Source organism: Streptomyces sp. NP-1717 (genome assembly GCF_022695985.1).
Classification (GTDB): Bacteria; Actinomycetota; Actinomycetes; order Streptomycetales; family Streptomycetaceae; genus Streptomyces.
The window spans coordinates 1-15,681 of record NZ_JAAPBF010000040.1; the positions used below are offsets into that span (position 1 = coordinate 1).

A 15,681-nucleotide genomic window follows, 5' to 3' on the forward strand; every position below is an offset into this window, starting at 1 on the left:
GACTTCGAGGGACAGAGCGCCGAGTTCCCCTGGCCGGACATCCAGAGCGTGCACTCGAAACCGGGCGGCGGCCACCGGCTCATGGTGGCCGTCGTGCTGCCCGGCGGGAAGTTCTACGAGTGCGTGGTGAAGGCACGCAACCGCGTGACGCTGGAGCAGTGGTTCCGTGAACTCGGCCACGTGCTCCACGTCTACCTCGGCAGCCGGGACAACCCCGGTTCCTGGACGCCCTGAGCGACACCTCTCCCCGGCGGAAACGGAACCGAGACCGCCGGACCTCTTGCGCGATCTTCGCCGTACGGCTTTGGTGACCCGAGTCACTTACGGGGACGAGTGTGGAGGTCGACGCATGGCAGATATCACCGACAGCGGAACGGACGCCGCCAAATCGCGGCCACGCAAGTCGAGTTGGAGGTACATCGGCCCCGGCATCGTCGTGGCCGCGACCGGTGTCGGAGCCGGCGACCTGGTCGCCACCCTCATCGCGGGCAGCAAGTTCGGCTACACGCTGCTCTGGGCCGCGGTCATCGGCTGCGTCGTCAAGATCTCCCTCGCCGAGGCCGCCGGCCGCTGGCATCTCGCCACCGGCCGCACCCTGTTCGAGGGCTGGCGCAGCCTCGGTCAGTGGACCACGGTCTACTTCGCGATCTACGTGGTGGTCTGGGGCTTCGTCTACGGCGCGACCGCCATGTCGTCGAGCGCCCTGCCGATCGTGGCGCTCTTCCCCGACGGCCCCGGTCTGAAGACCGTGGCGGTGATCACGGGCCTGGTCGGACTGGTCTTCGTCTGGTTCAACCAGTACGCCGTCTTCGAGAAGGTCATGACGGTTCTGATCGGCATCATGTTCGTCGTGGTCGTGTACGTCGCGATACGCGTCGCACCCGACATCGGCGCGAGTTTCGCCGGTCTCCTGCCGGTGCTGCCCGACGGCTCGCTGCTCTACACACTGGGACTGATCGGCGGTGTGGGCGGCACGATCACCATGGCCGCGTACGGGTACTGGGTCAACGCCAAGGGCTGGACCGACTCCGGCTGGATGAAGGTGATGCGGCTGGACAACCGCGTCGCCTACATCACCACCGGCATCTTCGTCGTCGCGATGCTGATCGTCGGCGCGGAGCTGCTGCACTCCTCGCAGATCGCCCTCACCAAGGGCGATCAGGGTCTGGTGGATCTCGGTGTCATCCTGGAGGAGCGCTTCGGCGCCACGACGGCGAAGCTCTTCCTGATCGGCTTCTTCGCCACGTCCTTCTCGTCGCTGATCGGCGTGTGGCACGGCGTTAGTCTGATGTTCGCGGACTTCGTGGAGCGCTGGCAGCTGGACCGTAAGGGCGTCGCCGCCGACGAGGGAACGGTGGGCGAGGTCGCGGCGGGCAGGCGTGAGCGGTCGGTGCCGTTCAGGGCGTATCTGCTCTGGCTGACGTTCCCGCCGATCTCGCTGCTCTTCCTCGACCAGCCGTTCGGCCTGGTCGTGGGCTACGGCGTGCTGGGCGCCTTCTTCATGCCGTTCCTGGCGCTCACACTGCTGTGGCTGCTCAACTCCTCGCGTACGCCGGCGGAATGGCGCAACGGCAAGCTGAGCAACACCATGCTCGCCGCCGGCGGGCTGCTGTTCGTCGTCCTGTGCGTGCAGCAGGTGCGGGACCTGCCGTGGTGACCCGGGCTTGAGAACACACGGTGGCGCCGTCGGGATCCGACGGCGCCACCGGTCTGTGGGGGGTGGTCCGGGGTGTCGCTCCTGGGCTACGGCAGGCCGTGCACGTGCGGGCCGACCGCCTTGGACCAGGCGTCGCCCGCCGTCGCGTCCCAGTTGGTCGACCAGGCCATCGCGCCGCGCAGGCCGGGGTAGGTCTTGTCGGGCTTGAAGCTGCCGCAGTTGGTGCCCTGCGTCAGACAGTCCAGCGCGTCGTTGACGACGGCGGGGTCGGTGTAGCCGCCGCCCGCCGCGCTCGGCGAGGCCGGCAGGCCGAGGCCGACCTGGGAGGGGTCGAGGCCGCCTTCGAGCTGGATGCAGGCGAGGGCGGTGAGGAAGTCGACCGTGCCCTGGGAGTAGACCTGGCCGTCGCAGCCGAGCATCGATCCGCTGTTGTAGTACTGCATGTTGACGACCGTGAGGATGTCCTTCACGGCCAGCGCCGTCTTGAAGTACTCGTTGGACGTCGACTGCATGTCGATGGTCTGCGGCGCCATCGTCAGGACGAAGCCGTCGCCCGCCTGGCTGGCGATCGACTTCAACGCCTGCGTCATGTACGTGGAGTTGAGGCCGTTCTCCAGGTCGATGTCGACGCCGTCGAAGCCGTACTCGTCCATCAGCGCGGACACGGACTCGGCGAAGGCGTTCGCCGACGCCTCGTCGTTGACCGAGACGGTGCCCTTCTCGCCGCCGATCGAGATGACGACCGACTTGCCCGCGGCCTGTTTGGCGGCGACGTCGGCCCTGAACTGCTCGTCGGTGTAGCCGCCGAGACCGGCCGAGTCGAGCGTGAAGTCGACCTGCCCGGCCGTGCCGGTGGCGTCCGCGAACGCGACGGCGATGATGTCGTAGTCGTCCTGGACCTCGGCCAGCGTCTGGACGGTCGCGCCGTTGTCGAAGTTCTGCCAGTAGCCGGTCACGGCGTGGGCCGGTACGGCGGCGGGTGCGGCGGCAGCGGCCGACGCGGGCTCGTTCGCGGCGTTGGCCGCGGGTACGGCCAGTGCGGCGACGGCGAGAACGCCTGCCACCGCGAGGACTTTGAGCGTGCGGGGGGTGCGGGATCGCGCTTTCCTGGGCACTGCATGGCCTCCGTGGGGGGAGATGTGGGGGTGGTACGGAACGGTGGCCACCGTTTGAACCACCAAACTGGTCCAGACCATTGGCCTTGTCAAGGGCCTGGACACGATGGGCCGTCTTCGGTCCGGCAAACGCAGCAGCGCCGCCGGGGGAGCGGCGGCGCTGCTGGTCCGTGTGTGGGGGTGCGTGAGGGTGATGACGGCAGAGCGTGAGGGTGACTACGGCAGTGCGTGGACGTGCGGCCCGACCGCGTTCGACCAGGCGTTGCCGGCCGTCGCGTCCCAGTTGGTGGACCAGGTCATCGCGCCGCGCAGCGACGGGTAGGTCTTCGACGGCTTGAAGTTGCCGCAGTTGGTGCCGCGCGTCAGGCAGTTGAGGGCGTTGTTGACGATGGTCGGGGAGACGTAACCGCTGCCCGCGCCACGGGTCGAGGCGGGGACCCCGAGGCCGACCTGGGAGGGGTCGAGGCCGCCTTCGAGCTGGATGCAGGCGAGGGCGGTGAGGAAGTCGACGGAGCCCTGGGAGTAGACCTGGCCGTCGCAGCCGAGCATCGAACCGCTGTTGTAGTACTGCATGTTGACAACCGTGAGGATGTCCTTCACGGCCAGCGCCGTCTTGAAGTACTCGCTGCCGGTCGACTGCATGTCGATGGTCTGCGGCGCCATCGTGAGCACCATGCCGGAGCCGGCCTTCGCCGAGAGCTGCCGCAACGCCTTCGTCAGATAGGTGGAGTTGATGCCGTGTTCGAGGTCGATGTCGACCCCGTTGAAGCCGTACTCCTGCATCAGCGCGTAGGTGCTGTTGGCGAACGCCGTGGCGGAGGCGTCACTGTTGATCGTGACGTTGCCCTTCTCGCCGCCCACCGAGATGATCACGGACTTGCCGGCGGCCTTCTTCGCGGCGACGTCGGACTTGAACTCGGCGACCGAGGAGTAGCCGACGGCCGGGTCGAGGTTGAAGACGATCTGTCCGGGTGTGGCCGTCGAGTCGGCGAACGACACGGCGATGATGTCGAACTGGGACTGTACGTCGCGGAGTTTCTGGACGGCCGCGCCGTTGTTGAAGTTCTGCCAGTAGCCGGTCAGCGCGTGCCTCGGCACCGAGGGCCCGCCCGGATCGCCGCCGCCCGGCGAGGTCCGGCCGCTGACGGCCGCGGACTTCGCGGACTCGCCGGCCGCGTTGGTCGCCGACACCTGGAACTGGTACGAGGTGGCCGCCGCCAGTCCGGTCACGGTCGCCGAAGTCCCGGTCGCCGTCTGGACCTTCGTACCGTCGCGGTAGATGTTGTAGCCGGTCGCGCCGCTCACCGCGTTCCAGCTCAGCGCGACCGACGAGGCGGTCACGGCGCCGGTGGCGAGCCCGGCGGGAGTGCCCGGGGCCTGCGGGTCGGGGTCGCCGCCCCCGCCGCCGTCCGGCCCGAAGACGGACAGGTCGTCGACGAGGTACGCGCTCTGGCCGTACCAGCCGTGCGTGTAGACGGTCACCGCACGCGTGTTGGCGCCGGTCCTGAAGGTCGTGGTGAGCTGCTTCCAGCCGCTCTCGCCGGGCGTCCAGGTCGACACGTCGGTCGTCCCGGTGCCGCTGGCCCCGAGATACGCGTACCCGCCCTGCACCCACGCGCTGAGCGTGTAGGTGGAGTTGGGCTGCACGGCCACGGACTGCGAGCACCTGGCGTTGTCCTGCCCGGCGGGCGTGCCCTTCAGCGCGCCGGCCCCGCTCCGTACGGGAGACCCGACGACGGCCCCGCTCCCGCCGGAACAGGACCAGTTGGCGAGTCCGGCCTCGAAGCCGGCGTTCTTGGCGACATTGATGTCGGCGGCCTGCGCGACGCCGCCCATCCCGCCCACACTCAGGGCCCCGGCGGCCATGACGGCCACCACTCCTCCCAGCCAACTCCGCGAGCGGCCGGGCCGGTTGCCGGTGTCGCCGCTGCCGCCAGGTCTGCGTCTGCCGTCGGGTACACGTTCCACTTGATGCCTCCGCTGGGGATGTCGGGTTGGAGGTACGGATCAGGAACGGTGGCCACCGCCAGGCCCGGGACAGGACCTGGCGTAAAAATGGTCCAGACCATTCGAGTTGTCAATACCTCCGACACGACATCCCCTGCGAAGGGACCCGGAGCTGACGGAACGGGCTACTCGTCCTGGAGCCGTTCCGCCGCGTAGCCCGCCACCACACCCACCACCAGGACCGCGTTCGACATGAGGACGCCCTCCGCCTCCAGGTTCCGCCACTGCAGCACCATGTTCAGCGCCTGCGCCGCCACACCGACCGTGAAGACCGCCAGGACGTGCTGGGTCTTGGAGTCGCGGAACGGGTCGCGGTGGAACCTGCCCGCCGCCCACGTCGCGAGCGCTATGCAGACCGCGTTCGGGATGTGGATCAGCATCAGTCTGCCGTTGAAGGTCTCCAGGTTCTCCGAGGTGGCCAGGTGATCGTTGACCAGCGTGGTCTGCAGGTACTCCGTCAGGAGCAGGACGACGATGCCGGCCGCCCAGGCGCGTGCGAGCGCGAACACCGCCGCTCCGCGTCCCTCTTCCCGCTGGGCGGACGCCCCCGGGTAGCCGTACCTCGTCATCGCCAACCGCCTCCTCAGTGCTCGTGCTGTGCGGCCGGGGGCGGGAACCTGAATCCCGCCCTCTCAGACCACCGTGAAAAGAAGAACCGCCGCGAAGCCGGCCGCCGCCAGCCCGCAGCCCACCACCAGCAGCCCGTACTGGAGCACCGGCGACCAGTTGCCGCGGGACGCGACCGTCGCCGTGCGTTCCGGTGCCGCCGGGTCGTACGTCACCGTGACCGGGTCGCCGACACGAATCGAGCGGCTCGCCAGGTCCTCGAACTCGATCTGGCGGCCGTCCGGCAAACGAAAGGTAAAGAAGTACTGCCGTGCGTCGGACCGGTTGTACGGCTCCTGCTCGATCCGCACGCAGACACCTTCTGCCCGAATGCCCTTTCGCAGTGCCCGATTCACGCCCGAAAGGCGACGCGCGTAGTGCGTTGCCAACCAGCCGAAAAGCAGAATCATGCCGCCGAAGAAAAGGTAATCACCGCCCGGAACAACCATTGCCGGCCGCCTATTCGACCGTGATCGAGTCGATGATCTTCTTCAGGTCGCCGTCGCCGAGCTTGCCCTTGACGGCGTCGATCCGTACCGCGAATGTCTTGTCGTCCGCGTCCAGCCCCGCGATGATCACGCCGTCGACCCGGGTGCCCGCCTTCGGGTCGAGCGCCCCGCCCGGAGTCCCCGACCCGGAGCCGGCGGCCGAACCCTTCTGGGTGAATTCGAAGTTGATCCGCCGGGCCTCCTCCTCGCCGTCCGGGCCGGAGACCGTGATCTCCTCCTGCTTCCCGAGCGTCGAGCCCAGCGCGACCCCCGCCTCCGCGCCGATCGCCGCCTCCTCCACCGAGTCGGCGTCCGTGAAGTCGAGCTGCACGGTGATCATGCCGATGGTCCCGCTGTCGTCCGCCAGCGTCGCCGCCGCCGCGTTGTACTTGCTGCGCTCGGCGGCGCTCTGCGCCTCGAACGCCGGCGGGTGCGCCACCGTGACGGCCGGGGTCTTGAGCGTCCCCCAGCCCTCCGGCACCGTGCCGCTCTTCGCCTCCGTGCCGCACCCTGCCGCGAGCAGGAGCGTCGCCAGCGCGGCGGACGCGGTCGCGAGGGCCGTCCGTCCGGCCGGCCCGGCCGTCTTGTCTCTCGTCTTGCCGTCGTTGCTGCTCATGGCGTGTGTGCTCCTGTCCCCGGGATCAGTTCGCACAGTAGCTGTACGGGACATAACTGCGGTTGTCCCCCTGCGGCGCACCCAGGAACTGTGCGTCGTTGAGGTTCTCCTCCTTCTTCTCGGTGGAGACCGAGAAGCCGAAGCTCAGACCCAGATTCAGTTCGAATCCGTACTCCGCGGCCTCGGTCTGGCCGGTGTAGGTGTTCTTGCTGGACAGGCCCTCGTCGAAGAGGAGCTGCCCGAACGGGTCGTCCGCGCCGGGCCGCTTCGTCGGCGCGTGGTCGTCGAACATGTAGGCGAACGGGGCTCCGTTGTCACCGGTGCCGTCGAGCCACTCCTGCGCGATCGCCCGCTGCTTGGCGCCCTCGGCGCCCGGCTTCAGGACGATGGAGTTGGTGACGACCTCGATACCGCTCTCGTTGTCGGTGCCCTTCGCGCTGCCGCTGCCGCCGCGCTTGTCGCCGTCCTTCTTGCCGTTGTCCCCGCCGACCGAGACGCCGTCCTTCGTGGCGCCCTTCTCGACCGTGCGTGTCATGTCGATACGCAGCAGCTCACCGGTCGTCTTGTCGTGGCTGACCGTGATGGTGCCGGTCTGGGTGTTGGTCGCGCTCGACTCGCCGCTGATGGGCCCGGCCTCGTAGCCGACCTTGCCCGTGTACTCGATGGCCGCGCTGTACGTGTACGACTTGAGGTTGCGGTAGTTGTTGTCGGTCCAGGTCACCTCGGGCGAGAACTTGAAGCTGCCGCCGAGCGTCGCGCCGAGCTTCTTCTCGTCGCCCGCCGACAGCTTCATACCACCGGCGGCGCTGGCCTCCAGGCCGACCTTGCCGTAGCTGATGTGCCGGTTGCCGAGCTTCTCGTCGATGCGCTTGCGGAGCTGCTCCTCCTCGTACATCGGACCGCTGTTGAAGAGGTAGGCGATGCTGTTGCCGAGCCCGCCACCACGCGAGTTGGCGTGCCGGTTGGCCAGCTCGTACGTCTTGAGGTCCTCGATGTCCTCGCGGAACTTGGCCGCGTCCTCCTCGCTGTCGAAGACCCAGGTGTCCCCGTTGGTCACCTTGATCCCCGCACCGAGCTCGACCTTGTCCGAGCCGAACTTGCCCACCTTGGCGCCGGGCTTCCAGTCCTTCTTGGCGGCGACGGACGCGGCGTCGGTGAAGGTCATCATCACCTGCTGGTCCTGGTCGTCGACCTTGCCGTCCTTGTTCACGTCGTTCTTGGACTGGAACGTCTGCTGCTGGAAGCCGTACTCCTCGCCCCACTCGATGAACAGCAGCTTGCCCTTGGCGCCCGCCTTGTCGCTGATCGAGGAGATCTGGCAGAGCGGCGGCTCGTAGTCGGCGTCCGTCTTCGGCGCGGCCTGGCTCCCCTTGCCGCCGCCGGGTGTGCACGGTCCGAACGTGACCAGGCACTTCAGCTGGTCGGCGATGGTCCCGTCGACACCGGTACCCACCAGTGCCCCCGCGACGGCCGCGACGACCACCACCATGCCCACGTACTCGGTGGCGGAGGTGCCGCGGTCCCCCCGCGGACCTCCTCTTGCCCCTCGTACCGGCTCCCGTCTCATCCGACCGTCCCCCTCGGTGGACCGCACAGCTCTTACGTATGCGGAATCGGATTCGGAGCGTACGGAGGGGCCGGACCCGGTGGCGTGGGTCCGTGGACCCAACCCGGACCCAAAGAACACCAGTTGCCTGGTGGGTGCTGTTCGGGTCGGCTACTTTCAAGTTCAAATGAAACATGGGTTAACGCCTGACTGCTTCGCCCGATTTTGGTGGTGCCTACGATGTGGGGGCCGCACCACCGACATCGGTGAGGTGTTCTCTGCGCCCTAAGTCGTGGATAAAGTGCTGAGCAGTAGTTGAAGCTGTTTCGAAGCGGAAGTGCGCGGAAGGGCTGCGACCAGCTGTACCCAGCAGGAGAGAGAACCGCGGTCACCGGAACTCCGGCGGCCGAGCTGAACGGGGATCCAGGTGTCAACCGCCATAGCTGTCACCAGTCATGATCTGGTGCTGCCACCGACCGACCAGCAGACGCCCACGGCGGCCCTGCTGCAGGCGCCCGATGCCCAGCCGCTGGAGGCTGCGCTCGCGGACATGCAGGTTCTGGTGGAGCAGCACGGTTATGTCGTCGCGCTCTACCCCGCCTCCATCCCGGTGGCGCACGAGCGGCGGCTGCACACCGTCCGCTCCGTCCTGGAGAGCGACCGGATCGCCCTCCTCAAGCTGGATCTTCCACCGCTCGGCCTCGCCGTACTCGTGCGGCAGCTGCGGCAGTTGTCGATCTGCGACTTCAGTGCCGGGGTCGTCGCCTCGGCGGCCCGGCTGCTCTCCCACTACATCCACGCGGGCGCGCTCCTCAACTCGGTCACCAAGCTCGACCGGGTCCCGGTCAGTCTCAAGTCGCACGCCAAGTCCTGGGTGCCGGGCTCACAGTTCGGCGTCCTCGCCAACCCCGAACCCCAGTTGATCAAGATCGGGACCGGTGACCTCACCGGCCCCGAATTCGGCACGCAACTGCTGGTGGGAAAGGGACAATTGCAATCGGACTGGGTGACCGCGACGCTCGCGCCGGCCTGGAAGGTGCAGGGAGTACAGGAGATGGCACTCCTCGCGGACTCCCCCCGCTGGTGGGGAACGCCCAAGATGGTCGAATTCGCCGCCTTCCTGCCCGATATCTCCGTTCTCTACCAACTGGTTTCATCCGTCCGGCGAGAGGTGTGTTCCTGGTGCGGTCTCGAACTCATCGGTGATCGTTGCGGGTTCTGTTCGGCCCCGCTGGCCACCGCTGAGAACCAAACGCACGGTTCAGGTGTCCTGAATCAAGGAACACCAACGCGCCACGGGTCGTAACCCGCCTGCCAGGCGGTCCGTACGGACCGCGGGCGCGGCCGGCACCGCGCGGCGACCGCCGACCCCGTACCTGTGTCCGCCCCGTCAGTCCCCGTCCCACGTCTTCGAACGAGGTTGTCCCGCTCATGAATTCACGGCAACGCCGCGGCATCATTCTTCTGCTCCTCTCGGTCCTCTGCGCCTTCGGCGCCTTCGCCGGCGTGCTCTCGGTGATCAGCGACGTGAATTCGAAGGTCGGACCCGAGGTGGCCGCGTACCGGCTGAAGGCGGACGTCGCCCCCTACACGGCGCTGGAGGAAGGGCAGTTCGAGAAGATAGAGATGCCGAAGCGCTGGCTGTCCGACAACGCGGTCACCGACCTCGCGGTCGTCAACGGCAAGATCGCGGTCACCCAGCTCAAGAAGGGATCGCTGCTCCAGGACGACATGATCGTCAAGCGCCCGGCGCTCGCCAACGACGAGCAGGAGATCGCGATCATGATCGACGCCGCGACCGGCGTCGCGGGCAAGATCAACGCGGGCGACCTGGTCAACATCTTCGCCACCTTCTCCGCCGAGAACGAGGGCGCCAAGGCGCAGTCCCGCATCATCGTCCCCAACGCCAAGGTCATCGACGTCGGTTCGCTGACGCCGCTGGAGCCCAAGGAGGACGACCGGGGCAGCAACACCGGACCGCGCTCGGCCGTTCCGATCACCTTCGCCCTCAAGACCAAGGACGCCCAGCGCGTCGCCTACGCCGAGTCCTTCGCACAGCACGTACGCCTCGCCCTGCTTCCCGACGACAGCCCCACCACGCTGCGCCCCGGGGAGAGCACCTACACCCTCGAAGGGGACAAGTGAGGGACGAATGACGACCAGAATCCTTCCGGTCGTCGGTGATGCCGACGCCGCCAGATCCATCACCACCCTGCTCAGCCAGCTCCCGGACGCGGAGCCGGCCGGGCCGGTCGGTGACTCGACCTCGCTGATCGACACGCTGGCCAGGCTGGCCACGGAGTCGATCGACGAACTGCCGGAAGTGGTTCTGGTACATGAGCGGATCGGCCCCGTTCCGGCTCTTGAGCTGATCCGGGAGGTGGCCCTGCGCTTTCCCGCGGTCGGGGTCATCCTGGTCACCGCCGACGCGAGCCCCGGCCTCTTCTCGGCCGCGATGGACTCGGGCGCGCGCGGGCTGGTCGGCCTGCCCCTCTCGTACGAGGAACTCGCCCAGCGCGTCCAGGCCGCCGCGGCCTGGTCCGTGGGCGTACGGCGCCATCTCGGCCACGGCGGCGACGTGTTCACCGGCCCCGGCGGCACCGTCGTCACGGTCAGCGGGGCGAAGGGCGGCGTCGGCACGACCGTCGCCGCCGTCCAGCTCGCCCTCGCCGCCAAGGCGTCGGGCATGACGGTGGCCCTCGCCGACCTGGACCTCCAGGCCGGCGACGTCGCCTCCTACCTGGACGTGCAGTTCCGCCGCTCGATCGTGGACCTCGCCACCATCCAGGACATCTCGCCCCGCGTGCTCCAGGACGCGGTCTTCACCCACCACACCGGCATGGGCCTGCTGCTCGCGCCGGGCGAGGGGGAGCGGGGCGAGGAGATCAACGACCGCTCCGTACGCCAGATCGTCAGCGCGCTCCGCAACCGCTACGAGGTCGTGATCATCGACTGCGGCACGCAGACGACGAGCGCGAACGCGGCGGCGATCGAGATGGCCGACACCACGCTGCTGCTGACCACACCGGACGTGGTGGCGGTACGGGCGGCCAAGCGCATGGTCAAGCTCTGGGACCGGCTCCAGATCCGCAAGGCGGAGGAGACGACGATCGTGGTGAACCGCTACATGCGGAACACCGAGATCCAGCCTCCGCTCATCGAGAAGATCACCAGCACCAAGGTGTCCCGGGTGGTCATCCCGGCGAACTTCAAGGAACTGCACGCCGCGGTCGACGCGGGCAGGATGCAGGACCTGGAGTCCAAGTCGACGGTGAAGCAGGCGCTCTGGGGGCTCGCGGGGGAGCTGGGACTGGTGAAGACTCCCGAAGGGGCGGAGAAACAGGGGAAGTTCAAGGGAGACCGGGGGTCGGTCGGGATGCGACGCGGACGATCGAAATGACCGCACGACGCCAGGGAAGTCCGCATGGCCGACAGGGCCGACGAGACCAGGGGGCACGTTGAACCATGAGCAATCCAGGAACAGACGCGCTGGACGAGGGGGGAGCGGTGACCGGGACACTCGGTGACGCAGCACGGCGCCGCACCGGCCTGCGCCGGGAACGCGTGCGAGACGACAGCGGCCAGACCGCGGTCGAGTTCACCGGCCTGGTCCCGATCATCCTGGCCACGGCGATCCTGCTCTGGCAGGCCACGCTCGTCGGCTACACGTTCTCTCTCGCGGGCAACGCGGCCGACGAGGCGGTACGCGCGGCGACGGTGGCGGTTCCGGGCACACGTCTGTCGGAGTGCACGGCCGCTGTGAACGAGGATCTGCCCGACGCGTGGGACATCGGGAAGATCGACTGCTGGGCCGACGGTGACGTGGTCAAGGCAAAGGTCAAGCTCAACATCCCGGTCATGTTCCCGGGCTTCAACGTCGACGTCGACGTCACCGGTGACGCCGTCGCGGTGAGGGAGAGCTGAGACATGGTGAACCGAATGCTCCGTGGCGAGCACTCCGCACGCGGTGACAGGCGCGACAAGGGCCAGGCGTCCATAGAGTTCGCGGGTGTCCTCTTCATCCTGCTCATCGCCGGCCTGGCGGCGGTACAACTGGGCCTCGTCGCCTACTCGATCCAGCAGGCGGGTACGGCCTCCCGGACCGCCGCCCGCGCGGCTTCCCAGCACGACGTCCAGTGGGAGCAGGTCGGACAGTCCTCGGTGAGTGACTGGCTGGCCGACGGCACCGACTTCCAGCGCTTCCCCGGGACGGAGGAGGTCCGGGTCGAAGCCAGGGTCGAGGTCCCGTCGATCATTCCGCTGTTCGACTTCGACGACGCCAAGAGGAGCACCACCATGCCCATGGACTGACGTCCGACCGGCCTCTCACCGCACCCGGATCACCGGAGACGGCACGCACCACCAGAGCACCGCATCAGCATCACCTGGGAGTTGAGGACATGAGCCTGAGGGCGCGCATCAACAGCCCCGAGCCGACCAACGGGCGCAGCGAAGAGAGCCTGCTCGTCGGTGTCTACCGGGCCAAGCTCCTCGAGGAGATCGACCTCGCGGAGATGTCCGCCCTCGCCACTGCCGAGCGCCGGGCCAGGCTCGAACGCGTACTGGGCCACATCATCAGCCGCGAGGGCCCCGTGCTCTCCTCCGGCGAGCGCTCCCAGCTGATCCGCCGCGTCGTCGACGAAGCCCTCGGCCTCGGCATCCTGGAACCCCTGCTCGAAGACGCCTCCATCAGCGAGATCATGGTGAACGGCCACGAGCAGGTCTTCGTGGAGCGCGGCGGACGGCTGGAAATGCTGCCCATGCGGTTCGCCTCCAACGAGCAGCTGATGCAGACCATCGAGCGCATCGTCTCCACCGTCAACCGCCGTGTGGACGAGGCCAATCCGATGGTGGACGCGCGGCTGCCGTCCGGTGAGCGTGTCAACGTCATCATCCCGCCGCTGTCCCTGAGCGGGCCCATTCTCACGATCCGGCGCTTCCCGCGCGCGTTCACGCTCCCGGAGATGATAGGACTGGGCTCGCTGGACGAGCAGATGATGATCCTGCTGTCCGGCCTGGTCAGGGCCAAGTTCAACGTGATCGTCTCCGGAGCGACCGGTACCGGCAAAACGACGCTTCTCAACGCCCTGTCCGGGCTCATCCCCGACGGCGAGCGCATCGTCACCATCGAGGACTCCGCCGAACTCCAGCTCCAGCAGCAGCATGTGATCACACTGGAGACGCGTCCCTCCAACGTGGAGGGCAAGGGCCAGGTCACCATCCGCGACCTCGTCCGCAACTCCCTGCGTATGCGGCCCGACCGCATCATCGTCGGTGAGGTCCGTGGCGGCGAGACGCTCGACATGCTCCAGGCGATGTCCACCGGTCACGACGGCTCGCTCGCGACCGTCCACGCCAACAGCGCCGAGGACGCGCTGATGCGACTCCAGACCCTGGCCTCCATGTCGGAGGTCGAGATCCCCTTCGTGGCGATCAAGGACCAGATCAACAGCGCCGTCGATGTGATCGTCCAGCTGACCAGGCACGCGGACGGCTCCCGCCGTATCACCGAGATCGCCATCGTCGACTCCCACGGCCGGGAGGAGTACCGGATCGTCTCGGTCTGCCGCTACATCGCCCAGCCCATGGCCGCGGACGGACGGATCCACGGTCACTTCGAGTACTACCCGATGCCCCGCCGGGTCGCCGAGCGCCTCTACATGAAGAGCGAACCGATTCCGCCGGCCTTCGGCGTCGCGGAGTCCGAGGAGCAGCTCGCCCTCCGTAAGGCAGCGGCGTGATGTCCGCCCCCGACGACTGTCCCTGCCCACCGCTCACCCAGAAGGTCCCCGCACGACATGGATAATCTCCCGCTCCTGACGATAGGCATCACGCTTCTCACGTGTGTGCTCGCCGTCATCGGCGTGCACGTCTACTCGTCGGGCAAGGCCCAACGCGAGGCGCTCGTCGAGCGAATGTCCCACACGGGGCAGATAACGGCGGTCGGCCGACGCCGCCGCTTCCGAGGGCTCGACCGTCGCCTGCGCACGACCGGCATCGGCAAGCGCATCGAGAGGAAGATCGCGGTGACCGGCCTCGATCTGACACCGGGCGAATACGTCGTGTACGTCGTGGCCGGTCTTCTCGGTCTCTACTTCGTCATCGGTGCCATCTTCGCCTCGTTCTTCGGGGCGCTCGCGGCACTCGCCGGTCTCTGGGGCGGCAACGCGTTCCTGAACTGGCAACGTGTCAAGCGGACCGAGGCCTTCATCAACCAGCTCCCCGAGCTGACGCGTGTCCTCGCCAACGCCACGCAGGCGGGCCTGGCCATGCGTACGGCCCTGGTGATGGCGTCCGAGGAACTGGACGATCCCGCGGGTGAGGAACTGCGAAAGGTGGCGGACCAACTGGCGGTCGGGCACACGCTGGACGACGCCCTCGGAGAGCTCGCGGACCGCCTGCCCTCTCGTGAACTGGTCGTGCTGGTGACCACCCTGGTGCTTTCGAGCCGGGCCGGTGGACAAGTCGTGACGTCGCTGCGAAATCTCACCGAGACACTCGAAGAACGCAAGGAGACCCGGCGAGAGGTGAAGACCGTGCTCTCGCAGATCCAGGTCACCGCGCTGGCCGTCCCCATGATCGGCCTCGGCTTCCTGTTGCTCATCAACAACATGACTCCCGGAGCGCTGGACAAGATGACCGGGGCGACGGTCGGCCAGGTCGGCACCATCGTCGCGTTCGCGCTGTACGCGGTCGGATATCTCGCCATCCGGCGGATGTCCCGGATCCAGGTCTGAGAGGGGGATACGAGACATGGGACTTCTACTCGCCGCTGTCATCGGCCTCGCCGTGTACGGCGCTTTCCACGGCGTCCGCCTGTACCGCGCCGACGCCAAACTCCCCGGCGACCTCGCGATCGCGCTGGAGGTCGGCGCCACCCGCACCACCGCGGTCGGCTCCGGCATCGACCGGTTGGGCATGCGCTACGCCCCGTCCGTGCTGCGGATGATGGGACCCAAGCGTGTCGACGCGCTGCGCCGCCGCCTGGACATGGCGGGCAACCCCGGCGGTATGACCGTCGACCGGTACGCGGCCCGCCGCGCGGTCTACGGATTCCTCGGCGGTTTCGCCTGCTTCGCCCTGGTGATCCGTGGCCAGGCGCCACTGGGGATCTTCGCCCTCGTCTACGGGTTCTTCTGGACCGACGTCATCATCCGCGTCGCCATCCGCAAGCGTCGTGACGACATCGAACGCACCCTGCCGGACTTCCTGGACGTCCTCGCCGTCGTCGTCTCGGCCGGCCTCGGTTTCCGGCAGGCGCTGGAGCGTGTCGCGGAGAAGTACAAGGGCCCGTGGTCGGACGAACTCCGCATCACGCTGCGCCAGATGGACATGGGTGTGAGTCGCCGTGAAGCCTTCGACCATCTGCGCAAGCGCAACGACTCCGATCAGGTCTCCATGTTCGTCACCGCCCTTCAGCAGGGCGAGGAACTCGGCGCGCCGATCGTCGACACCCTGATCCAGATCGCCAACGACATGCGGCGCACCGACTCGCAGAACGCCCGCCGGAACGCGGCGAAGGCCGTGCCGAAGACCACCCTCGTGGTCACGATGGTCATGCTCCCGGCGACCATGATCCTCATTGTCCTCAGCTTCTACTACGGTTCCGGAGTCGACTTCGGAAATATCCTCGGCTGAGCCGTCCA

15 protein-coding genes and 1 pseudogene are annotated in these 15,681 nt (G+C 67.8%); 10 read left to right on the forward strand and 6 right to left on the reverse strand.

The genetic code is table 11. The features are described 5' to 3' along the window. Window positions 1–234 (forward strand): annotated as a pseudogene (locus GXP76_RS11700) (hypothetical protein); the annotation flags it as partial. Between the two features lie 115 nt (window positions 235–349). Then, window positions 350–1,657: an Nramp family divalent metal transporter gene (locus GXP76_RS11705; RefSeq protein ID WP_242571418.1), complete on the forward strand. Its 1,308-nt coding sequence runs from the start codon at window positions 350–352 to the stop codon at window positions 1,655–1,657. 86 nt (window positions 1,658–1,743) lie between these two features. Here GXP76_RS11705 and GXP76_RS11710 read toward each other — a convergent pair whose 3' ends face one another. From GXP76_RS11710 to GXP76_RS11735, 6 genes are all read right to left on the reverse strand, one after another. Then, the gene (locus GXP76_RS11710; RefSeq protein WP_374360656.1) at window positions 1,744–2,721 is read right to left on the reverse strand and encodes a chitinase; all 978 of its coding nucleotides are present in this window, start codon (window positions 2,719–2,721) and stop codon (window positions 1,744–1,746) included. A gap of 267 nt (window positions 2,722–2,988) precedes the next feature. Beyond that, window positions 2,989–4,638, reverse strand: a complete 1,650-nt coding sequence (locus GXP76_RS11715; RefSeq protein ID WP_242571456.1) for a chitinase — start codon at window positions 4,636–4,638, stop codon at window positions 2,989–2,991. A 266-nt stretch (window positions 4,639–4,904) separates the two neighbouring features. Beyond that, entirely contained in the window at window positions 4,905–5,348 is a 444-nt protein-coding gene (locus GXP76_RS11720; protein WP_242571419.1) for a hypothetical protein, read from the reverse strand. 63 nt (window positions 5,349–5,411) lie between these two features. Continuing rightward, window positions 5,412–5,834, reverse strand: coding sequence for a DUF3592 domain-containing protein (locus tag GXP76_RS11725; RefSeq protein WP_242571420.1), 423 nt, complete (start codon window positions 5,832–5,834; stop codon window positions 5,412–5,414). A 10-nt stretch (window positions 5,835–5,844) separates the two neighbouring features. Continuing rightward, window positions 5,845–6,489, reverse strand: coding sequence for a hypothetical protein (locus GXP76_RS11730; protein ID WP_242571421.1), 645 nt, complete (start codon window positions 6,487–6,489; stop codon window positions 5,845–5,847). 25 nt (window positions 6,490–6,514) lie between these two features. Then, window positions 6,515–8,056, reverse strand: a complete 1,542-nt coding sequence (locus GXP76_RS11735; protein WP_242571422.1) for a hypothetical protein — start codon at window positions 8,054–8,056, stop codon at window positions 6,515–6,517. Between the two features lie 406 nt (window positions 8,057–8,462). Here GXP76_RS11735 and GXP76_RS11740 point away from each other — a divergent pair, with 406 nt between their 5' ends. The 8 genes from GXP76_RS11740 to GXP76_RS11775 all read left to right on the forward strand — a co-directional run bounded on the left by GXP76_RS11740 (window position 8,463) and on the right by GXP76_RS11775 (window position 15,673). After that, entirely contained in the window at window positions 8,463–9,341 is an 879-nt protein-coding gene (locus GXP76_RS11740; protein ID WP_242571423.1) for a hypothetical protein, read from the forward strand. Between the two features lie 125 nt (window positions 9,342–9,466). Then, entirely contained in the window at window positions 9,467–10,180 is a 714-nt protein-coding gene (cpaB, locus tag GXP76_RS11745; RefSeq protein WP_078075323.1) for a Flp pilus assembly protein CpaB, read from the forward strand. Between the two features lie 7 nt (window positions 10,181–10,187). Then, a complete protein-coding gene (locus tag GXP76_RS11750; RefSeq protein WP_242571424.1) occupies window positions 10,188–11,435 on the forward strand; it encodes an AAA family ATPase in 1,248 nt (415 codons plus the stop codon). A 65-nt stretch (window positions 11,436–11,500) separates the two neighbouring features. Further along, a complete protein-coding gene (locus GXP76_RS11755; RefSeq protein ID WP_242571425.1) occupies window positions 11,501–11,959 on the forward strand; it encodes a TadE family protein in 459 nt (152 codons plus the stop codon). 3 nt (window positions 11,960–11,962) lie between these two features. Next, window positions 11,963–12,346, forward strand: a complete 384-nt coding sequence (locus tag GXP76_RS11760; protein ID WP_242571426.1) for a TadE family protein — start codon at window positions 11,963–11,965, stop codon at window positions 12,344–12,346. A gap of 89 nt (window positions 12,347–12,435) precedes the next feature. Next, window positions 12,436–13,776, forward strand: coding sequence for a CpaF family protein (locus GXP76_RS11765; RefSeq protein WP_242571427.1), 1,341 nt, complete (start codon window positions 12,436–12,438; stop codon window positions 13,774–13,776). A gap of 57 nt (window positions 13,777–13,833) precedes the next feature. After that, window positions 13,834–14,772 carry a type II secretion system F family protein gene (locus tag GXP76_RS11770; RefSeq protein ID WP_242571428.1) on the forward strand — a complete coding sequence of 313 codons (939 nt, stop codon included), beginning with the start codon at window positions 13,834–13,836 and terminating at the stop codon, window positions 14,770–14,772. A gap of 16 nt (window positions 14,773–14,788) precedes the next feature. Continuing rightward, entirely contained in the window at window positions 14,789–15,673 is an 885-nt protein-coding gene (locus GXP76_RS11775; protein WP_242571429.1) for a DUF5936 domain-containing protein, read from the forward strand. Window positions 15,674–15,681 lie beyond the last annotated feature (8 nt).